General features: G+C 40.7%; 13 protein-coding genes and 1 pseudogene. 5 read left to right on the top strand and 9 right to left on the bottom strand.

Going from position 1 to position 13,745, the window contains the following annotated elements:
* Positions 1-27 precede the first annotated feature (27 nt).
* Positions 28-366: a MaoP family protein gene (locus tag L4C35_RS15040; RefSeq protein WP_428463651.1), complete on the bottom strand. Its 339-nt coding sequence runs from the start codon at positions 364-366 to the stop codon at positions 28-30.
* Positions 367-535: 169 nt separating this feature from the next.
* On the opposite strand from L4C35_RS15040, the gene hdfR reads away from it, so the two are divergent.
* From hdfR to L4C35_RS15025, 3 genes are all read left to right on the top strand, one after another.
* Complete coding sequence (hdfR, locus tag L4C35_RS15035; protein WP_428463650.1) at positions 536-1,396, top strand: HTH-type transcriptional regulator HdfR; 861 nt, start codon at positions 536-538, stop codon at positions 1,394-1,396.
* Positions 1,397-1,701: 305 nt separating this feature from the next.
* Positions 1,702-1,863 carry a hypothetical protein gene (locus L4C35_RS15030; RefSeq protein ID WP_428463649.1) on the top strand — a complete coding sequence of 54 codons (162 nt, stop codon included), beginning with the start codon at positions 1,702-1,704 and terminating at the stop codon, positions 1,861-1,863.
* A gap of 688 nt (positions 1,864-2,551) precedes the next feature.
* Positions 2,552-4,411 (top strand): Ig-like domain-containing protein, encoded by a 1,860-nt coding sequence (locus L4C35_RS15025; protein ID WP_428463648.1) that lies wholly within the window; start codon positions 2,552-2,554, stop codon positions 4,409-4,411.
* A 71-nt stretch (positions 4,412-4,482) separates the two neighbouring features.
* On the opposite strand, the gene L4C35_RS15020 is transcribed toward L4C35_RS15025, so the two are convergent.
* The 4 genes and pseudogenes from L4C35_RS15020 to L4C35_RS15005 all read right to left on the bottom strand — a co-directional run.
* Positions 4,483-5,643, bottom strand: a complete 1,161-nt coding sequence (locus tag L4C35_RS15020; protein ID WP_428463647.1) for a chemotaxis protein — start codon at positions 5,641-5,643, stop codon at positions 4,483-4,485.
* Between the two features lie 214 nt (positions 5,644-5,857).
* A complete protein-coding gene (locus L4C35_RS15015; RefSeq protein ID WP_428463646.1) occupies positions 5,858-6,139 on the bottom strand; it encodes a hypothetical protein in 282 nt (93 codons plus the stop codon).
* Positions 6,140-6,249: 110 nt separating this feature from the next.
* A complete protein-coding gene (locus L4C35_RS15010; RefSeq protein WP_428463645.1) occupies positions 6,250-6,918 on the bottom strand; it encodes a MarC family protein in 669 nt (222 codons plus the stop codon).
* Positions 6,919-6,997: 79 nt separating this feature from the next.
* Positions 6,998-7,114: pseudogene (locus tag L4C35_RS15005) on the bottom strand (LysE family translocator); the annotation flags it as partial.
* Positions 7,115-7,241: 127 nt separating this feature from the next.
* Between L4C35_RS15005 and L4C35_RS15000 the strand changes: the two are divergent.
* On the top strand, positions 7,242-7,706 hold the full coding sequence (locus L4C35_RS15000; RefSeq protein WP_428463644.1) for a GNAT family N-acetyltransferase: 465 nt from the start codon (positions 7,242-7,244) through the stop codon (positions 7,704-7,706).
* A gap of 105 nt (positions 7,707-7,811) precedes the next feature.
* On the opposite strand, the gene L4C35_RS14995 is transcribed toward L4C35_RS15000, so the two are convergent.
* Both L4C35_RS14995 and L4C35_RS14990 read right to left on the bottom strand, forming a co-directional pair.
* Positions 7,812-8,498, bottom strand: coding sequence for a cytochrome b/b6 domain-containing protein (locus L4C35_RS14995; protein WP_428463643.1), 687 nt, complete (start codon positions 8,496-8,498; stop codon positions 7,812-7,814).
* Positions 8,499-8,733: 235 nt separating this feature from the next.
* Positions 8,734-11,112, bottom strand: a complete 2,379-nt coding sequence (locus L4C35_RS14990) for a fatty acid cis/trans isomerase (RefSeq protein ID WP_428463694.1) — start codon at positions 11,110-11,112, stop codon at positions 8,734-8,736.
* A gap of 216 nt (positions 11,113-11,328) precedes the next feature.
* Between L4C35_RS14990 and L4C35_RS14985 the strand changes: the two genes are divergently transcribed.
* On the top strand, positions 11,329-11,631 hold the full coding sequence (locus L4C35_RS14985; RefSeq protein WP_428463642.1) for a hypothetical protein: 303 nt from the start codon (positions 11,329-11,331) through the stop codon (positions 11,629-11,631).
* Here the strand turns inward: L4C35_RS14985 and L4C35_RS14980 are convergent.
* Positions 11,608-12,879, bottom strand: coding sequence for a winged helix-turn-helix domain-containing protein (locus L4C35_RS14980; RefSeq protein WP_428463641.1), 1,272 nt, complete (start codon positions 12,877-12,879; stop codon positions 11,608-11,610). The two genes, L4C35_RS14985 and L4C35_RS14980, sit on opposite strands and share 24 nt — an antisense overlap.
* A gap of 210 nt (positions 12,880-13,089) precedes the next feature.
* Positions 13,090-13,542, bottom strand: coding sequence for a DUF3069 domain-containing protein (locus tag L4C35_RS14975; RefSeq protein ID WP_428463640.1), 453 nt, complete (start codon positions 13,540-13,542; stop codon positions 13,090-13,092).
* Between the last annotated feature and the right edge of the window lie 203 nt (positions 13,543-13,745).

Genomic DNA, 13,745 nt, shown 5'->3' with positions numbered 1-13,745 from the left:
GTGAGGTTACTGAATCAGTAACTGAAATTAATAATCGAGGTCGTCCCCGCCCGTGTCATCGTCGAATGATTGACTCTGCTTACGTACCGATGAACACAAGGTGTAGCTTTTCACCTTATGGCTAGTACGATTGACATATTTCAACCAACACTTAGCAAAATCGGATTGAACATTCAGTTGGCCACTTGTTTCGGCTACGAATTGACGTTCAACTTCACTCATTGGTTCGATTTCACCTGCGAACAGGCGTGACATGGTTCGGCCGTAATTCTCTAGTAGGGTGGATTCAGAAATTGTGAAAACACCTGAGCGATTAAAGCCACGTGGGAAATTTTTATCGTCGTAAAATTTACCTTCACTTCTCATTAATTCAGTTCCTGATGCTGATTTTTCGCAGATATTCGTTGAGAGAAGTGAAGTTGTAAATCAAAGAATTTTCGTGATGACGATAAAAAATATTCATCGTGCATTTGCTACACTAAGGTGTACTATCGCGTATTAAACTCCCTTCTTTATTTTTGATGAGATTTGGCTCGTGGATACCGAATTACTTAAAACATTTCTTGAGGTTACAAAAACACGTCACTTTGGTCGTGCGGCAGATAATTTGTATCTAACGCAATCCGCAGTGAGTTTCCGTATCCGTCAATTAGAGAGTCAGTTAGGCAATCCTTTATTTTCTCGCCAGCGTGGCAACGTGCATTTAACGCCAGCGGGTGAGCGTTTACAGCCTTATGCAGAAGCGATTTTGCAAACATGGGGCAGGGCAAAGCAGGATGTCGCGCTAACCGACAGCTTAAATTCACAGATCTCTGTGGGTGCGTCGCCAATGTTCTGGGAATTTGATGGCATCTCTGAGTGGATTCATCGCATTTACGCGTCTATTCCTGGTTTGGCTTTACGTCTTGAATCTGTACCGCGTCAAAGTATGGCCAAGCGTCTTTTTGATAAGAGCGTTGACATCTCTTTAACGTGTGAGCCTCCGCGCATTGAAAGCATGCAAGTTAAAAAAGTGCGTGAATTCCAATTACAGTTAGTTAGCCATAAACCTAATTGCTCATTGGCGGATGCTAAAGATTTACCTTTGGTATATCTCGATTGGGGCACGCGTTTTTCTGTCGAACACAGCCGTGTGATTGAATTAGATAAAACGCCAATTTTGCATACGCACTCAAGCAAAATGGCGCAAGAATACATTATTAACAACCCAAGTATGGGTTATCTGCCTTCACCTGTGGTTGCGCAGAGTGTTGAAGATGGCTTGCTACATCTGGTTGCAGGTGCCCCTGTGATGGAGCAACAGCTTTACTTAGTGTGGAGCGAAGATAATGAGAAAACTGAGCTAATCTCAAGCATGCTGGATGTGCCATTTAGTGAAGTTATCGAAAGTGTTTAAACCTGCATTTTAAGTCGAATGTCGATGAGTGATTTTTGTTGTAATGGCTAAAATTACTCATTGTACAGAGTGGCCTCTCCTAGATTACCCTTCGCTGTGTTGAAGTGGTTTGAATAATATTCATCAATAGCCGTTGATTTTTATTAGTCTGTACTTTTTAAGTAAACCATGGACAGTTTAGTATTTCTGTCATATTCAACAGTTATGATGCCATTGAACAAGGCGATAATACGCAACATAAACTGACGTATATTGCCCATATTCAATTTAACCTTTATTACTCTGGATGTTTTCAGGAAACGAAAATGGCTAAGCTAGATCAAAAATTTTCTAAAGGCTCAAGGTCTAAGTCTAAATTTGATGGCGATAATGAATTTATCGACTTAAATTCACAATCGAAAAAGAAGAAGCGTCGTCCAGTACGATCGCGTTACGATAGCCCAGAGTATGGTGATTTAGATTTCTAACGCTTAAGATTGCTTAGTGCAAAACTAGGGACAGTATAAAAAATAACAAGGCATCCAATAGGGTGCCTTTTCTATAGGTGCTATCTGATAGTAGAGTAAAGTGTTCCCTTTTCTAATTCCGCATTTTATTAATTCATGTGCTTCTTATTGATTGCCATCCATTATTCATAATTACGTAATATTGACTGATTTCTAATTAGATCAAATTCATGACAACACTGTTTCCATCTGTGCCTAAATCGTATAGTTAAAGAATAATAATAGTATTAAATTTATTTAGAGCCGTAATGATCTAAATGAACTTAGTTTAGTAAATATAGGCAGATGCCCCATTTCGTTGATGATGCCATTTTGGGTCAAAATTAACTCAACAGCTTAACCTGTTGATATTTAGCGCTTAATTTTATTAGTGGTCGTATTTGTTATTATGTAAACCCACTCTAAGGCGCGATCGAAAAACGTTTTGATGTCAAAATAATGCTTCTAATGGTGTTCTTAAACAGATTTCTAGTCATAGAAATTAACCATTACTTGAGATTTATTATCATTTGCAAGCTGGTAGAAGATGCTGTTTAATCTGCTTTTCTTTCATATAAAGCATCTATTTATGCTGACTTCAGCATTATGACTTTCAAAAGAGAGTCGGTGTTTGTTAATTAGATTAAACAGAAAAATACAGGAGACTTTTGTGCGTAAACTACTTGTTTTATGTTCATTAATTATACTTGGTTGTAACAGTGGTACATCTACATCTACATCTACATCTACATCTACATCTACATCTACATCTACATCTACCACTAATAATATCGTATCAGTAGAGATTAGTTACGAGAATATATCGGGAACGTCGGCAGCAAGAATACCTTTACAATCTACATTACCTTTTAGTGCTACCGCCTATTTCCAAAATAAAACAAAGCTTGATGTGACGAAGGATATTCATTGGGTTAGTTCTGATTCTACGGTTGCAACAATAAACAATGCGGGTGTAGCAAAAGGTATTACAGAAGGAATAACGAAAGTAATAGCTCAGTATAAAGGGATAGACAGTAATACGATTGAACTGACTATTTCAGGGGCAAGTCTTTGGAATGTTAACATTGATTTTTCTTCCGCTTTTTCTGGTGATTTACCTAAAGGGGTATCCTTTCCGCTAACTGCAATGGCGACATACAATGATATGAGCCAAAAAGAGGCTATATCAGATGTTGTTTGGCATACGAGTGATCCAAACATTGCAACTGTCAATGAATATGGGGTAGTTAAAGGGAATAATTTAGGCTCAGCAAAAATAACCGCTTTACTTAATGGTAAAGAAAGTAATGAGTTAGAAGTTAACGTAACGGATGCTGTTTTAACCCATATTATTACCCAGCCAAACAAAAGTACCATGCAAGCAATCCCGGTTGGATTTACACAATCAATGGTGGCTATTGGAGCCTTGAGTGATGGATCTGAATTGGCATTACAAGAGGGTGTTATTTGGTCTGTTGAAGATGATTCTATTGCAACCATAACAAAGGATGGTGTTGTTAAAGCTCATAATGAGGGTGAAACGATAGTAAACGCTCAGTATGGAAGCATTAAAAGCGAGCCATTATCAATTACGAGCAGCAAGACGACATTACAGGAAATCGATCTTTCTACTCAAGATGGCTCGCATGACTTGCCTAAGGGAAATAAGGTGCAGATTAAGGCGGTAGGTACCTTTAGCAATGGTTCTAAAAAAGATATATCAAATGATATTCTTTGGTCTAGTGATGATGAGCATGTCGCACTTGTTAGTAACCTAGGGATGATCTCGGGGGTTGAAATTGGCCAAGCTATCATCTCAGCAACATCTAATAATATTAAGACTGATTTTAGTATTAATGTTAATAATGCACTAACCAAGTTTGAAATTGTTACGCTTGGGAGTTCAACCGCTCATAGTTCAAAAACAGTTAAAAGCGGCACCATACTCGTCGAAGATCGAGACATTACTTTAGTGTACCGAGGTGATGACATTGAAGTCTTTGTGCAATCTGAAGCGCAGTACATTCAAGCTTCAGATGTTGGGCATGATTTCATTATGAGAAGAGACGAAGATAATAATATTGTTGGCTTCGCTGGTTATGTAAAGGTTTATCGAACAAGTAAAGAACATATGTACGATGACAGCTTTTATACAACCTTTTTCTCTGCCAGCTCAACTCGAAGCCAAGCAAGTGTAGGTTCAAATTACAGTGGAGCGCTTTTGTACTCAGTTTTATCTGAAGATGAAAAACCATTAACAGTGAACGTTGGCCGTGTAGTTCTTAACTTAAATGAGGGTAACCCTACATGCGTAGTCTCTGGTCGAGATGTATACACATGTGTTGATGCTGAATTTAATGGTACTGGTTTTATGTCTAATTTATATGATGAAAATAAAAGACGACAAGGTGACCTTTTTGTGAAGTTTTACGGTGATAGCGGTGAGTTTGCCTCTGGCTATATTTTTGAAGAAGCCTATCGGGGCAATGCCAAGAAAGTTGATGTGTTTATATTAACTAAGCAAGAATAAGCTTAAAGGCGGACCTTCATCGGTTCGCCTTTAATCGTTTTAACAGGCTCTGTAGCAAGCTATTTTAGTGATTATGCTCGTGTGATTTTCGCAGGGCGCTGGTAACGTTTACCCATCAAAAAGCCTAACCCAAACGGTGCGAAAAAGATCACCAGAGAAAATAAGATCAAGTAGACAAGAATGTCCGATAGCATAATCGTTAACTGTTCTATGGCACGCTGTACGACATTTTGTGCAATCACATCAAGGTCTTGTGTTATATTTGCTCGCTCTGCAGTAACCATCACTCCAATCGCGATTCGCTCGCGTGCAACCATTTCTTCTAATGCCATTCGCTCTTGTGAAATCACACCCAGTTTGGTGTCTGCTTTTTTATCGAAATCGTCCAGTAATGGCTGTAGCACTTTCCCCATTTCAGCCGCTAATACTTTCATGTATTCAGGGTTGTTAACGACAAAATCTTGAAATTTTAATGATGACTGGTTGATGTTTTCTAACGTTCGACTTAATTGTTCACCGTCGATCTGGCTATTTCTCGCAAGAAGCTCAGCTTTCCACGTTAATAATTTAGGGCTCAAGCTTGAGAGGTTACTTAAGCGGTCAGACAAATCACCAAGTGCTTCAGGCATAGTACCTATGGTGGTGATAGCTTCACTTTCATCAATTTTGTTGTAGCTTAGCCAGTCATTAAATGCAGGTGTGCGAGCAAATGAGTAACTGTCAAAAGGGTGCTTGGTAACGAAGTCATTCACAAACGTGCGTGATTGCTTAAATTGTTGTGGTTTCAGTACTCGTTCAGCGAGCTTTTCTATTTCAACAGCGAGCTGGTGGCTGGTATTCACTGCGAGTATTTGTTCTGATCCAAACAATGTTTTTCCATCACCCGACGTAAAATACATTTCCATCTGACGGGTGAATACCCAACTATCAATTAAACCCGCGAAAGGTGATATTTGGTAGGCTGATTGCTGTAACCCTTCATGCGCATAGATCTTCCAAAGAATAGCGAAAGTATATATATCGTCGTTATCGGTATTTTTACTTGCGATATCGTCAGCGGTTTCTTCAACATGCTTAAAAAAGACAGCACTATATTCACGCGTGAGTAAGCGGATATTAAGCTCTTGCGTTGTAAGAGGGGTTGACTGTGAGTCTAATTTTACTTCGAGCAGTGAACACCCAGAAAGTAAATAGATAAAGGTAATAAACGAGAGTATACGGGTTATGTTCATGAAGATGATGACACTAACTATGGGGATAAAAGGAGTGTCAGTCTAAAAACTTAGCGGGATAAAGTCTAATAGATTCGTCGTAGAACGGCTTGAAAAGTGGGTGGTGATTTTTAACGAGTGGTTAGGCGATGAGCACTTACTATAATGCAAGTGGAGAAAGGGCGCGTAGATATGGCTAATGCCAATTAACGAGAGTGCGTCAATTGGCATGTGATTAGGCTGGAATTCGATTATTGCGTACTAGCGAACGGCGAATGTTTTTGCACATTTTACCGAATTGATAAATTTCATCGAACGTTGGTGATACACCGCGGCTTATTTGGTGTTCCCAGTAGGTAAGGTCGGTATCGACCAACTCCATCAGTTTCTTAGGGCAGCCAATGCAGCTGTTGTCTGGGCCGCATACAAATGTATCTTCTTGGTACAGTGGAAATTCTTGCTTAACAGCATCAATAATTTGCTGCATCGCCGTCATTCTGTCTGGTTTTTTGCTCATAACCAAAGTCCGAAAGCAATTGAATTGAGCATTATAAGGTGAGTTTGAAATAAATCTACTCCGAAAAAGAGGTAGAAAATTAAGTCATACTCATCGTATGTGATGGGCTATTACTGGAAAAGTAGCACATAAGCATCGTGCACACCTTGGATAAGCATTTGCATGCCAATAACCGTTAAAATTAAGCCCATTAACCGTGTCGTGATACTTATGCCACTTTCGCCAATTTTATCGATTAGCTTAGGCCCATATAAAAAGCAAATGAAGGTGATTAAGCAAAGAGAGGCAAAGGCGGTGATTGTGATGATGATATGTACCATCTCACCAGATGCTGAGTAGTTCATCGCGGTCGCAATAGTGCCTGGGCCCGCAAGGATAGGTAAAGCCAAGGGGGAAATGGCAATGTCTTTTTCATCTTCATCCATCGTATCTGTCTCTGTCTCTGTCTCTGTCTCTGTCGTGTCTGATGGAGAATGCGTATGCAGTTTAGAGGGGCTACCTTGTAACATGTGGTAACCCACCAAAAAGACTAAGATACCACCAGACAAGCGTAGTGCGGGCAGCGTTATGCCAAATAGCTCGAAAATGCCTTTACCCAAAAAACTAAAAGCAGCGATGATGAAAAATGCAGTCAGTAAGGCTTTAATGGCCGTTTTTTTCCGTTGTGCTATCGTTTGATTTTCCGTCATACCAACAAAGACGGCAGTGTTGGCAATTGGATTCATCATGGCGAAAAAGCCCATGAAGACAGTGACAGCCATTGTTGTAATTTCATGCATGATAGAATCGTTTAACTCGTCATTTATCTCGAAGTATCACTACCTTAGCACTGCATTCGAACTCTTGCTGAATTAGTTCTTATTTGGCAGCCAACATAACCCCGAAACTTACAAGCCCAACGCCACAAGCCTGATTTAATTTCTTTTTCATCTTTAGAAGCTGCTTTTGAAAAACAGGCGAGGTGAAAACTAATGCAGCACGTGCCTCGCCCTCTAAATTCGGATCTTTGATGTACATGACGCATATTTAATGAAAGATCGTTTTCACCTTGTTAAGAATGTGCAAAATAGCGGTTCATATTGAATAGAGATGGTAGTGAATTGTGGTTGCTAAACTTGAGCGTGCAAATGTGGCAGATGCTTTAGTGCTTAAAGCACTTTCTATGGATGCGTTCTCTCCTGGTTTTGAACAATATGGTGGCTTTCCACCGGGTGTTGATAGCATTGATTGGCATTTAACCCAGATCAGTACTGGGCATTACTATAAAATTTATTATAACGACGAGCTTGCGGGCGGGATATTAACGGAGCCAACCAGTGATACTACAACCGAAATAAAATTGCTCTACATAACCGACAATTTTCAAGATAAGCAGCTCGGATCTCAGGTAATCACCTTAATTGAACAATGCTACCCAGCGACAAAAAAATGGTCGTTAGTTACGCCGTATAAGTCTTATCGTAACCACCATTTTTATGAGAAGCAGGGCTATGTGAAAGTGGGTGAGTTTCAACCTGAACCCAATGATGCATTCAGGTTGTTTCAATATGAAAAGCAAAGCGAGTAGCTTGGAAATTGAATACCTGTATTTAGTTAACCGCATTAAGGTGAGTGAGGACGGTTTTTAGCATACTCTATGCTACCGTTTCAGCGTTATGGTATCTGTTTGGCGCTAGAAAAGGTAAATGATAACGTCTTTGGCCCACAGGAAGTAAATAGCTGTGGCAACTGCCACAAAAACACCCCAACCAATTGCACCATTGCGCATTTTAGGTGCTGTCTGATCAACGAGTTCCTTTTTACCATGCAACATAGGGCCAATAAGATCGATGCTTTTGAAGCGATACAGCAAAATGGCGGCAAGGTGTAAACCAATTGCACCAAGTAGGAAATCGAAGTTCAAAGCATGAAGCTCTGTTAATCGACTGCTTAACTCACCACTGATGTACATGGCAAGCGGGCCTTCAGATACGATGTCATCATTGGCAAATAAGCCCGTAGTGAGCTGTGTTGCAATGAGTACAAAGAACCCGAGTACCATGTAGCTCCCCGCTGGGTTATGGCCGATATCGCTTTTATGTGGGTGAGCCGTGTGTTCTGAGTTTGACTGATGCAGCTCACCGAGATGCTGAATGACCGCTCTCGGAGAATGGAACAGGCTTGATAATTTAGCGGTATCGCTGCCAAATAAGCCCCAAATTAACCGCGTGGTAAGCAAAGCCAATAGCGCATAGGCAATAGAAAAGTGCCAATCCATTAAACCTTCAGTCCCTGTATACCAAAGCCCAGCGATACTGATGGCTTGCAGCCAGTGATAGCCGCGAATGAAGCCATCCCAAATTGTGGTTTTAGTGCTCATGGTTACGCCTATTTAACGAGTTGTTAATATATGCGTATTGTGTCATTGGTTATTTGTGAATGCCATGTTTGTGCGTCATATTTTCAATTGTTTACAATTCACTTAACTTATACCAATCTAACACTTACCCAGATTGGTATTACCTATCAACCAGGCTGAAAAATACCCGATATAAGAAAGGCCAGCATCATGCTGACCTTGAACGTTATAGGCTTGCATCTAGTTATGATGCTATTTAACGGTTCTCGATCCGATTATAATCAAGTAAACCTGCTTCGATAGGGTAATTACTTTGATACGTTTGATTGAGCTTATCGCTAAATGACCAGAACTCAGGGCTGGTACGGCGAACGCCAAATTGATCAAGTAATGCTTCATAGTTTTGTTCTGTTTTAACGGCTAAGACTTTTTCGGCCAACGCTGGTAGCTCCGCTTCTTTGACATACCAGAATGCACCGGGGTAGCTTCCTAGGATCCCCTTTACCAGCGTGACGTTGTCACGCTCAAGCAGTCGGTTTGATTCTTCATCAAATAGGCTAGAGATATTTTTGTGGGCACTGTTTCGCACTAAGGTAAATAGCTGTGGTGCGGTATGGGTATTATTAGGTTCAACCATGATATAGCTAAGCTCAGGAAATAGGCTGACATACTCGCCTTGTAGTCGACCGATTGTCGTTAGCGCAGCAATTCCTTGATGGCCTAATACTGCTGCTGATAGGTCATAGCGGCTTGGTTGTACCTGGGCTAAGTGTGATTTTAGCTTATCAAGTAATTCTTTCTTCGGTGTATCCGTAAGATATGTGATACCTGACGGTTGCTCAAATTCGTTAATATCGCCCTGAATGAAGAGCTTAAGATCTGTATTCGCGCCCTGATACCAATCAGCGAGCTCCTGATGGCGGATATTTTCTGGTAGTAAAGAGAGGAAGTTTGATTCACCCTCCATGCGTAAAAAGTCCATATACATACGAGTCACAAGCTGGTGGCCGAAGTTACCATATACATCGAACCCAGCAACAAGTAAGTAATGTATGCGCTCAAGTAGTGAGTAATCTAATACCCACGCTGTTTTCGGCTGCTCGCCGATTAACCCTTTTGTTACCGTTGCACTATCAAAGTGGCGAAACACCGTCAGTGAGGCATTTTGGTTGGTACCGTTGCCATCCCAAATGACTTGCGGGGTAAGGTGTTCTCCATTTTTAAAGGTTGCCTCCATGAAATCATTTTTAGCACGGAGAAAATCACCTTGCTGCTTTGCATATCTCAGCCAACTGGTGATAGGTACTGTGTTGCTTTCTTTCTCTGCAGGCATACGCAGATTGTGTGCTTGACGCTCATAAAAGGCATTCACGCTGGGCAGGTTTGCCATATCAGGATCAACAAAAAACACCCAGAAACGATCATTAATAACATTGAGCGCTAGTTGACCACGACATACAGGACCTTTAATAAAGCCCATAATGGTGTTCTGAGCATTATCTAGCATGAATTTATAGCGCGCTTCTACAGGAAGCTGAGTGAAACTTACCATAGGGTTGGCGGAAGAAACCGGATCATAACTTGGCAATTCTGTTACCGTGTAACTCGGTGTTAAGAACAATTCTTCGAGGCGCGCCATTTTAGCCTTGTTCAGTGCATATGGCATGTGGGTTTTATCAACAATGGTTTCGCGGACTTGTACAAAGCGGTAATAGACGCGATCAACGTTGGGATCATCAAAAGGACGGCGAGTCGCAATCAGATCGACAGGTTTACCCGGTGCTGTGCGAGAGCGGACCAAGTTGAAGAAAACAGGTTGCTCTTCATCATCAAAATACAGATGTGCAACAAATAAGTGCTCGAAAATATATCGGCTGGTTAGCTGTTGCTTCAGTGAATCACCGTTTAAGAAGCGTTCCCATTGTTTCACTTTTTCTCGGGTTGCCTGCGGTGCAGGAGGTGTGCTTGCCATAGGTGCGCCGGACTCAAGCCAAGCCATTAAGGTATCGTTTTCATTATCTGCAAGCTGCGGTAAACCATACGGCATTCCCCAGTTTGGATAGTCTTGCTCGTATTTGGCCATTTCTTCAATGGTTGGGCACTGTTGATCGCGATCAAGTGAGAAATCCCACTTATCATGATCGAGCACCTTTTGATCAGGAAGCGGATGGCTTTGTTTTAATTGCAGCATTCGCGCCATGACGCCAGCTTGGGTGTTAGCTTCTGGTGATTGATCGCGTTCATTAAGAACAGGATTAAAACCAAATTCTCGCCATTGTTCGGTTGATTGCGCATCGATAAACATACGGGTGAGGTTGGAGGCTAATAAGCGAGTACCTTCATAAACCTTCTCTTTGTGTGCACCACGGTCAATTCCTTCAGCAGAGGACATTTTTAGCTGGCACGGTGCATCGTAGCAGGCGTGACAAACAACGCAGCGGTTCTCTATTATAGGTTTTACTTCACTAAGGTAATGTTCTGCAACGGTGGAGTAAGCGTGCTCAATACGATCGCGAGGTATCGATTCACCATACAGTTGGTCGTAACTTAAGCCTGCATATACCGCACACCCTGAGAATAAAACTGTTGTTAGAAAAACAATGAAGCGTTTTTTATTTTTCACTGCTGAGAACATCATGAACCCACATGCCTGCTTTGTTGAATAATTAGAGATTAAATATATTTTTATTATTAAGTGATTATAACATGAGATGCGCAGATCACATCTTGACCAAAAGGTAGTAATAACCATAGCTTAACTCGGTATTGCTCATTGCTCAGAAGGGGCGCTAAGCGCTAGAGTGAACATAATATTGGCTATTGCCAATGGGTAATTATAAGAGGAGTCGACATGTTTGGTATGAAAACACAGGGTAGGGATGGCGTATCCTCGGGAGTCTTTCTTATTGGCTTTGGCGTATTATATTTAACCCAGTGGTGGTGGCCAGGGTTAATGATCTTGCTTAGTGTAACTGGGCTTGCAGATATAGTGATGAGTGGTCACTGGAAAGATGCGTTAAAAACGACGGCTGTATTTCTTATTGCCGCAGCTCTGCTTTGGGGATTGGTATGGACGGGGATCATGTGGAGTATCCTCATTCCTGGTACCTTGATTTCAGTCGGTATCTTCTTAGTCTATCGTGGGCTGAAATAGCGCATTTTTATACTGGTGGTTGTGTAACCAGTAAAAGCCATTTAGCTCGCTAAACATTAAAGTGAGATGATCTTGGTGATAAAGTGAGTGATTATAGAGCTCGCGTGATGCATGAAGTGCTTTTTGAAATTGCTTTTCATCTATTAACGCGAGAGATCTTTTATTAACTATGTTGGAATCGGGCTGGTAAGCCCAGTGAAAAAGATCAGGTTTAATCCGTAAGCTCACGTTAATGTGTTGATTGTCAGTGTTTGGTGCTGCCTTATAAAAAGCAGACTTAATCGATAGAATTTGATGCAATGGTGTACTTTTTTCAGAAATAAAAGACATCGAAGAGTAGGCGAGTTTATTTGCTTCTTGGATTGATACAAAGTACTGCACAACTTTAGAACGTATGGATGAATCATCCATATAATTTAGGTAAACAACGGCTTGTGGTTCACCTGAAAACTCAGTCTGGATTTGTGCTTGCTCTCTAACCATATTTTTTTTTGCTAGAAAATCATGTTGAAACATCGGCCAATTATTTAAAGGCAAATTGTACGATATATCAGTATTCGCGATACACGTCTTATTCTCATCCATCTGACACCAAGCAATAGAATAAATGTTTTCATTTTTGAATAAGAAAATCCGTCTATGGCTAAAAGTGCTTGGTGCGTATAGCGCATTGTAGTTGTTATAGAGTGTTTTCAACTTATGAAAGAGCTCATTGGCTGTTTCATCATCTTCGGCTGCCACTAGAAATTCGTTATGGTCAAAACGGTCAGTTTTTAGGATGATACTTTTGGGATCAATATGGTTTTGATCGGACAACCAATAAAAGGCACTTCCTGCAAGTATTGGAAAGATAACACCCAGCAAGACAAGTGTGCTACGTGATAACTTCGCGATGCTAAAACGAGAGCGACTTGCCGCTTCTGTCACTGGTGCTATTTCGAATGAACGCAGTTGATAACCAACACGAGGAAACGTTTCAAGTACTTCGCCTTTATAGCTTTCTTGTAATTTAATGCGTAGCGCTCGAATAACTTGGAATAGTGAGGCTTCTGTAATATCGCGGTTAGGCCAGCCAGCTTTGAGTAAAGCGTCTTTGGAAACAGGGTGGTGGTGATGTTCAACCAAAAAATTCAGGATGTTCTGTTCTGAATGATTGAGCTTTTGAGAGGTATTGTTCGATTTAATAATACCTTGGCTAGGAATAAAGCAAACACCAGTGGGAAATTTGATTTGTTCAGCCTGAGACATACTTGGTTATCGCTCTGGTTAACTATAATGCGAGATAATCACCAGTACTAACGATTAAACAATCGGCCATTATTATAAGGTATTGTTCTTTGGTATTGATGATATGAACAAATGCTAAATAGCTATGTTCATGATTACTTTACTAAGTTAGCTTTGACGGTACATGATAGTGAAGATAAAGGGAAGTTTCCTTCCCTTTAAATTACAGGATTATTTTTTGAAAATTTCCTGGAATTCACGCTTCATTGGTGGATTACGACGAGCTTGTTTAAGCTGCTTAGTCAAATCCTTAACACAGTTAGTTAGCACTTTGTCTAATAGCACTGCTTTGTAATCTTCTTGCTCTTCAGCGCTCATTTCATCTGGTAGTTTTGTGTCTTGGAATTCACCAAGGAAATCAACACCAGAATAAGTTTGGCTTAACGCAACAAGCGCATGGAATTGTTCGAAGTTATCAAGAACATTTTGTGCACTACCTGGAAGTGTATTCCACGCTTCACGAGATGATGACTCAGAAACGTTATACACGCTAACAAGCATTTCAATTAGCTCTTCAGGAACTTCTTCAAACGCCGCTACTTGACGAAGTTCAGGTGAACAGTCATCTAATGATAGTTTTGTTTCTTCAACGATTTGCTCGTCTTTTTTCTCGATCTCAGACATAGAGAGTTCCTACAGCTTAGTATAAATAAGGAGGGGAATCCTAAAGCCCCTTCGATAAAAGTCAATAAGATGTTTATTTTATTGAGCATTCACGGCTTATGATGGCGAAAGCGGCGAAGACTCGCACTTATCTGAGTGCAAAATTGCAATATAGGTCACGCTGATGTGTATAAAACGGCCTAACTGACCACATAACGTGGGAA

Source organism: Photobacterium kagoshimensis (assembly GCF_050337045.1).
Taxonomy (GTDB): Bacteria; Pseudomonadota; Gammaproteobacteria; order Enterobacterales; family Vibrionaceae; genus Photobacterium; species Photobacterium kagoshimensis.
The sequence above is the reverse complement of the archived record's forward strand: the minus strand, read 5'-3'. Positions and strand labels throughout refer to the sequence as shown.

What these genes read in the sequence shown, in the direction of transcription:
- L4C35_RS15040 (WP_428463651.1), bottom strand. Translation starts at nt 366, where the DNA reads ATGAGAAGTGAAGGTAAATTTTACGACGATAAAAATTTCCCACGTGGC.
- L4C35_RS15030 (WP_428463649.1), top strand. Translation starts at nt 1,702, where the DNA reads ATGGCTAAGCTAGATCAAAAATTTTCTAAAGGCTCAAGGTCTAAGTCT.
- L4C35_RS15020 (WP_428463647.1), bottom strand. Translation starts at nt 5,643, where the DNA reads ATGAACATAACCCGTATACTCTCGTTTATTACCTTTATCTATTTACTT.
- L4C35_RS15015 (WP_428463646.1), bottom strand. Translation starts at nt 6,139, where the DNA reads ATGAGCAAAAAACCAGACAGAATGACGGCGATGCAGCAAATTATTGAT.
- L4C35_RS15010 (WP_428463645.1), bottom strand. Translation starts at nt 6,918, where the DNA reads ATGCATGAAATTACAACAATGGCTGTCACTGTCTTCATGGGCTTTTTC.
- L4C35_RS14995 (WP_428463643.1), bottom strand. Translation starts at nt 8,498, where the DNA reads ATGAGCACTAAAACCACAATTTGGGATGGCTTCATTCGCGGCTATCAC.
- L4C35_RS14990 (WP_428463694.1), bottom strand. Translation starts at nt 11,112, where the DNA reads ATGTTCTCAGCAGTGAAAAATAAAAAACGCTTCATTGTTTTTCTAACA.
- L4C35_RS14985 (WP_428463642.1), top strand. Translation starts at nt 11,329, where the DNA reads ATGTTTGGTATGAAAACACAGGGTAGGGATGGCGTATCCTCGGGAGTC.
- L4C35_RS14980 (WP_428463641.1), bottom strand. Translation starts at nt 12,879, where the DNA reads ATGTCTCAGGCTGAACAAATCAAATTTCCCACTGGTGTTTGCTTTATT.
- L4C35_RS14975 (WP_428463640.1), bottom strand. Translation starts at nt 13,542, where the DNA reads ATGTCTGAGATCGAGAAAAAAGACGAGCAAATCGTTGAAGAAACAAAA.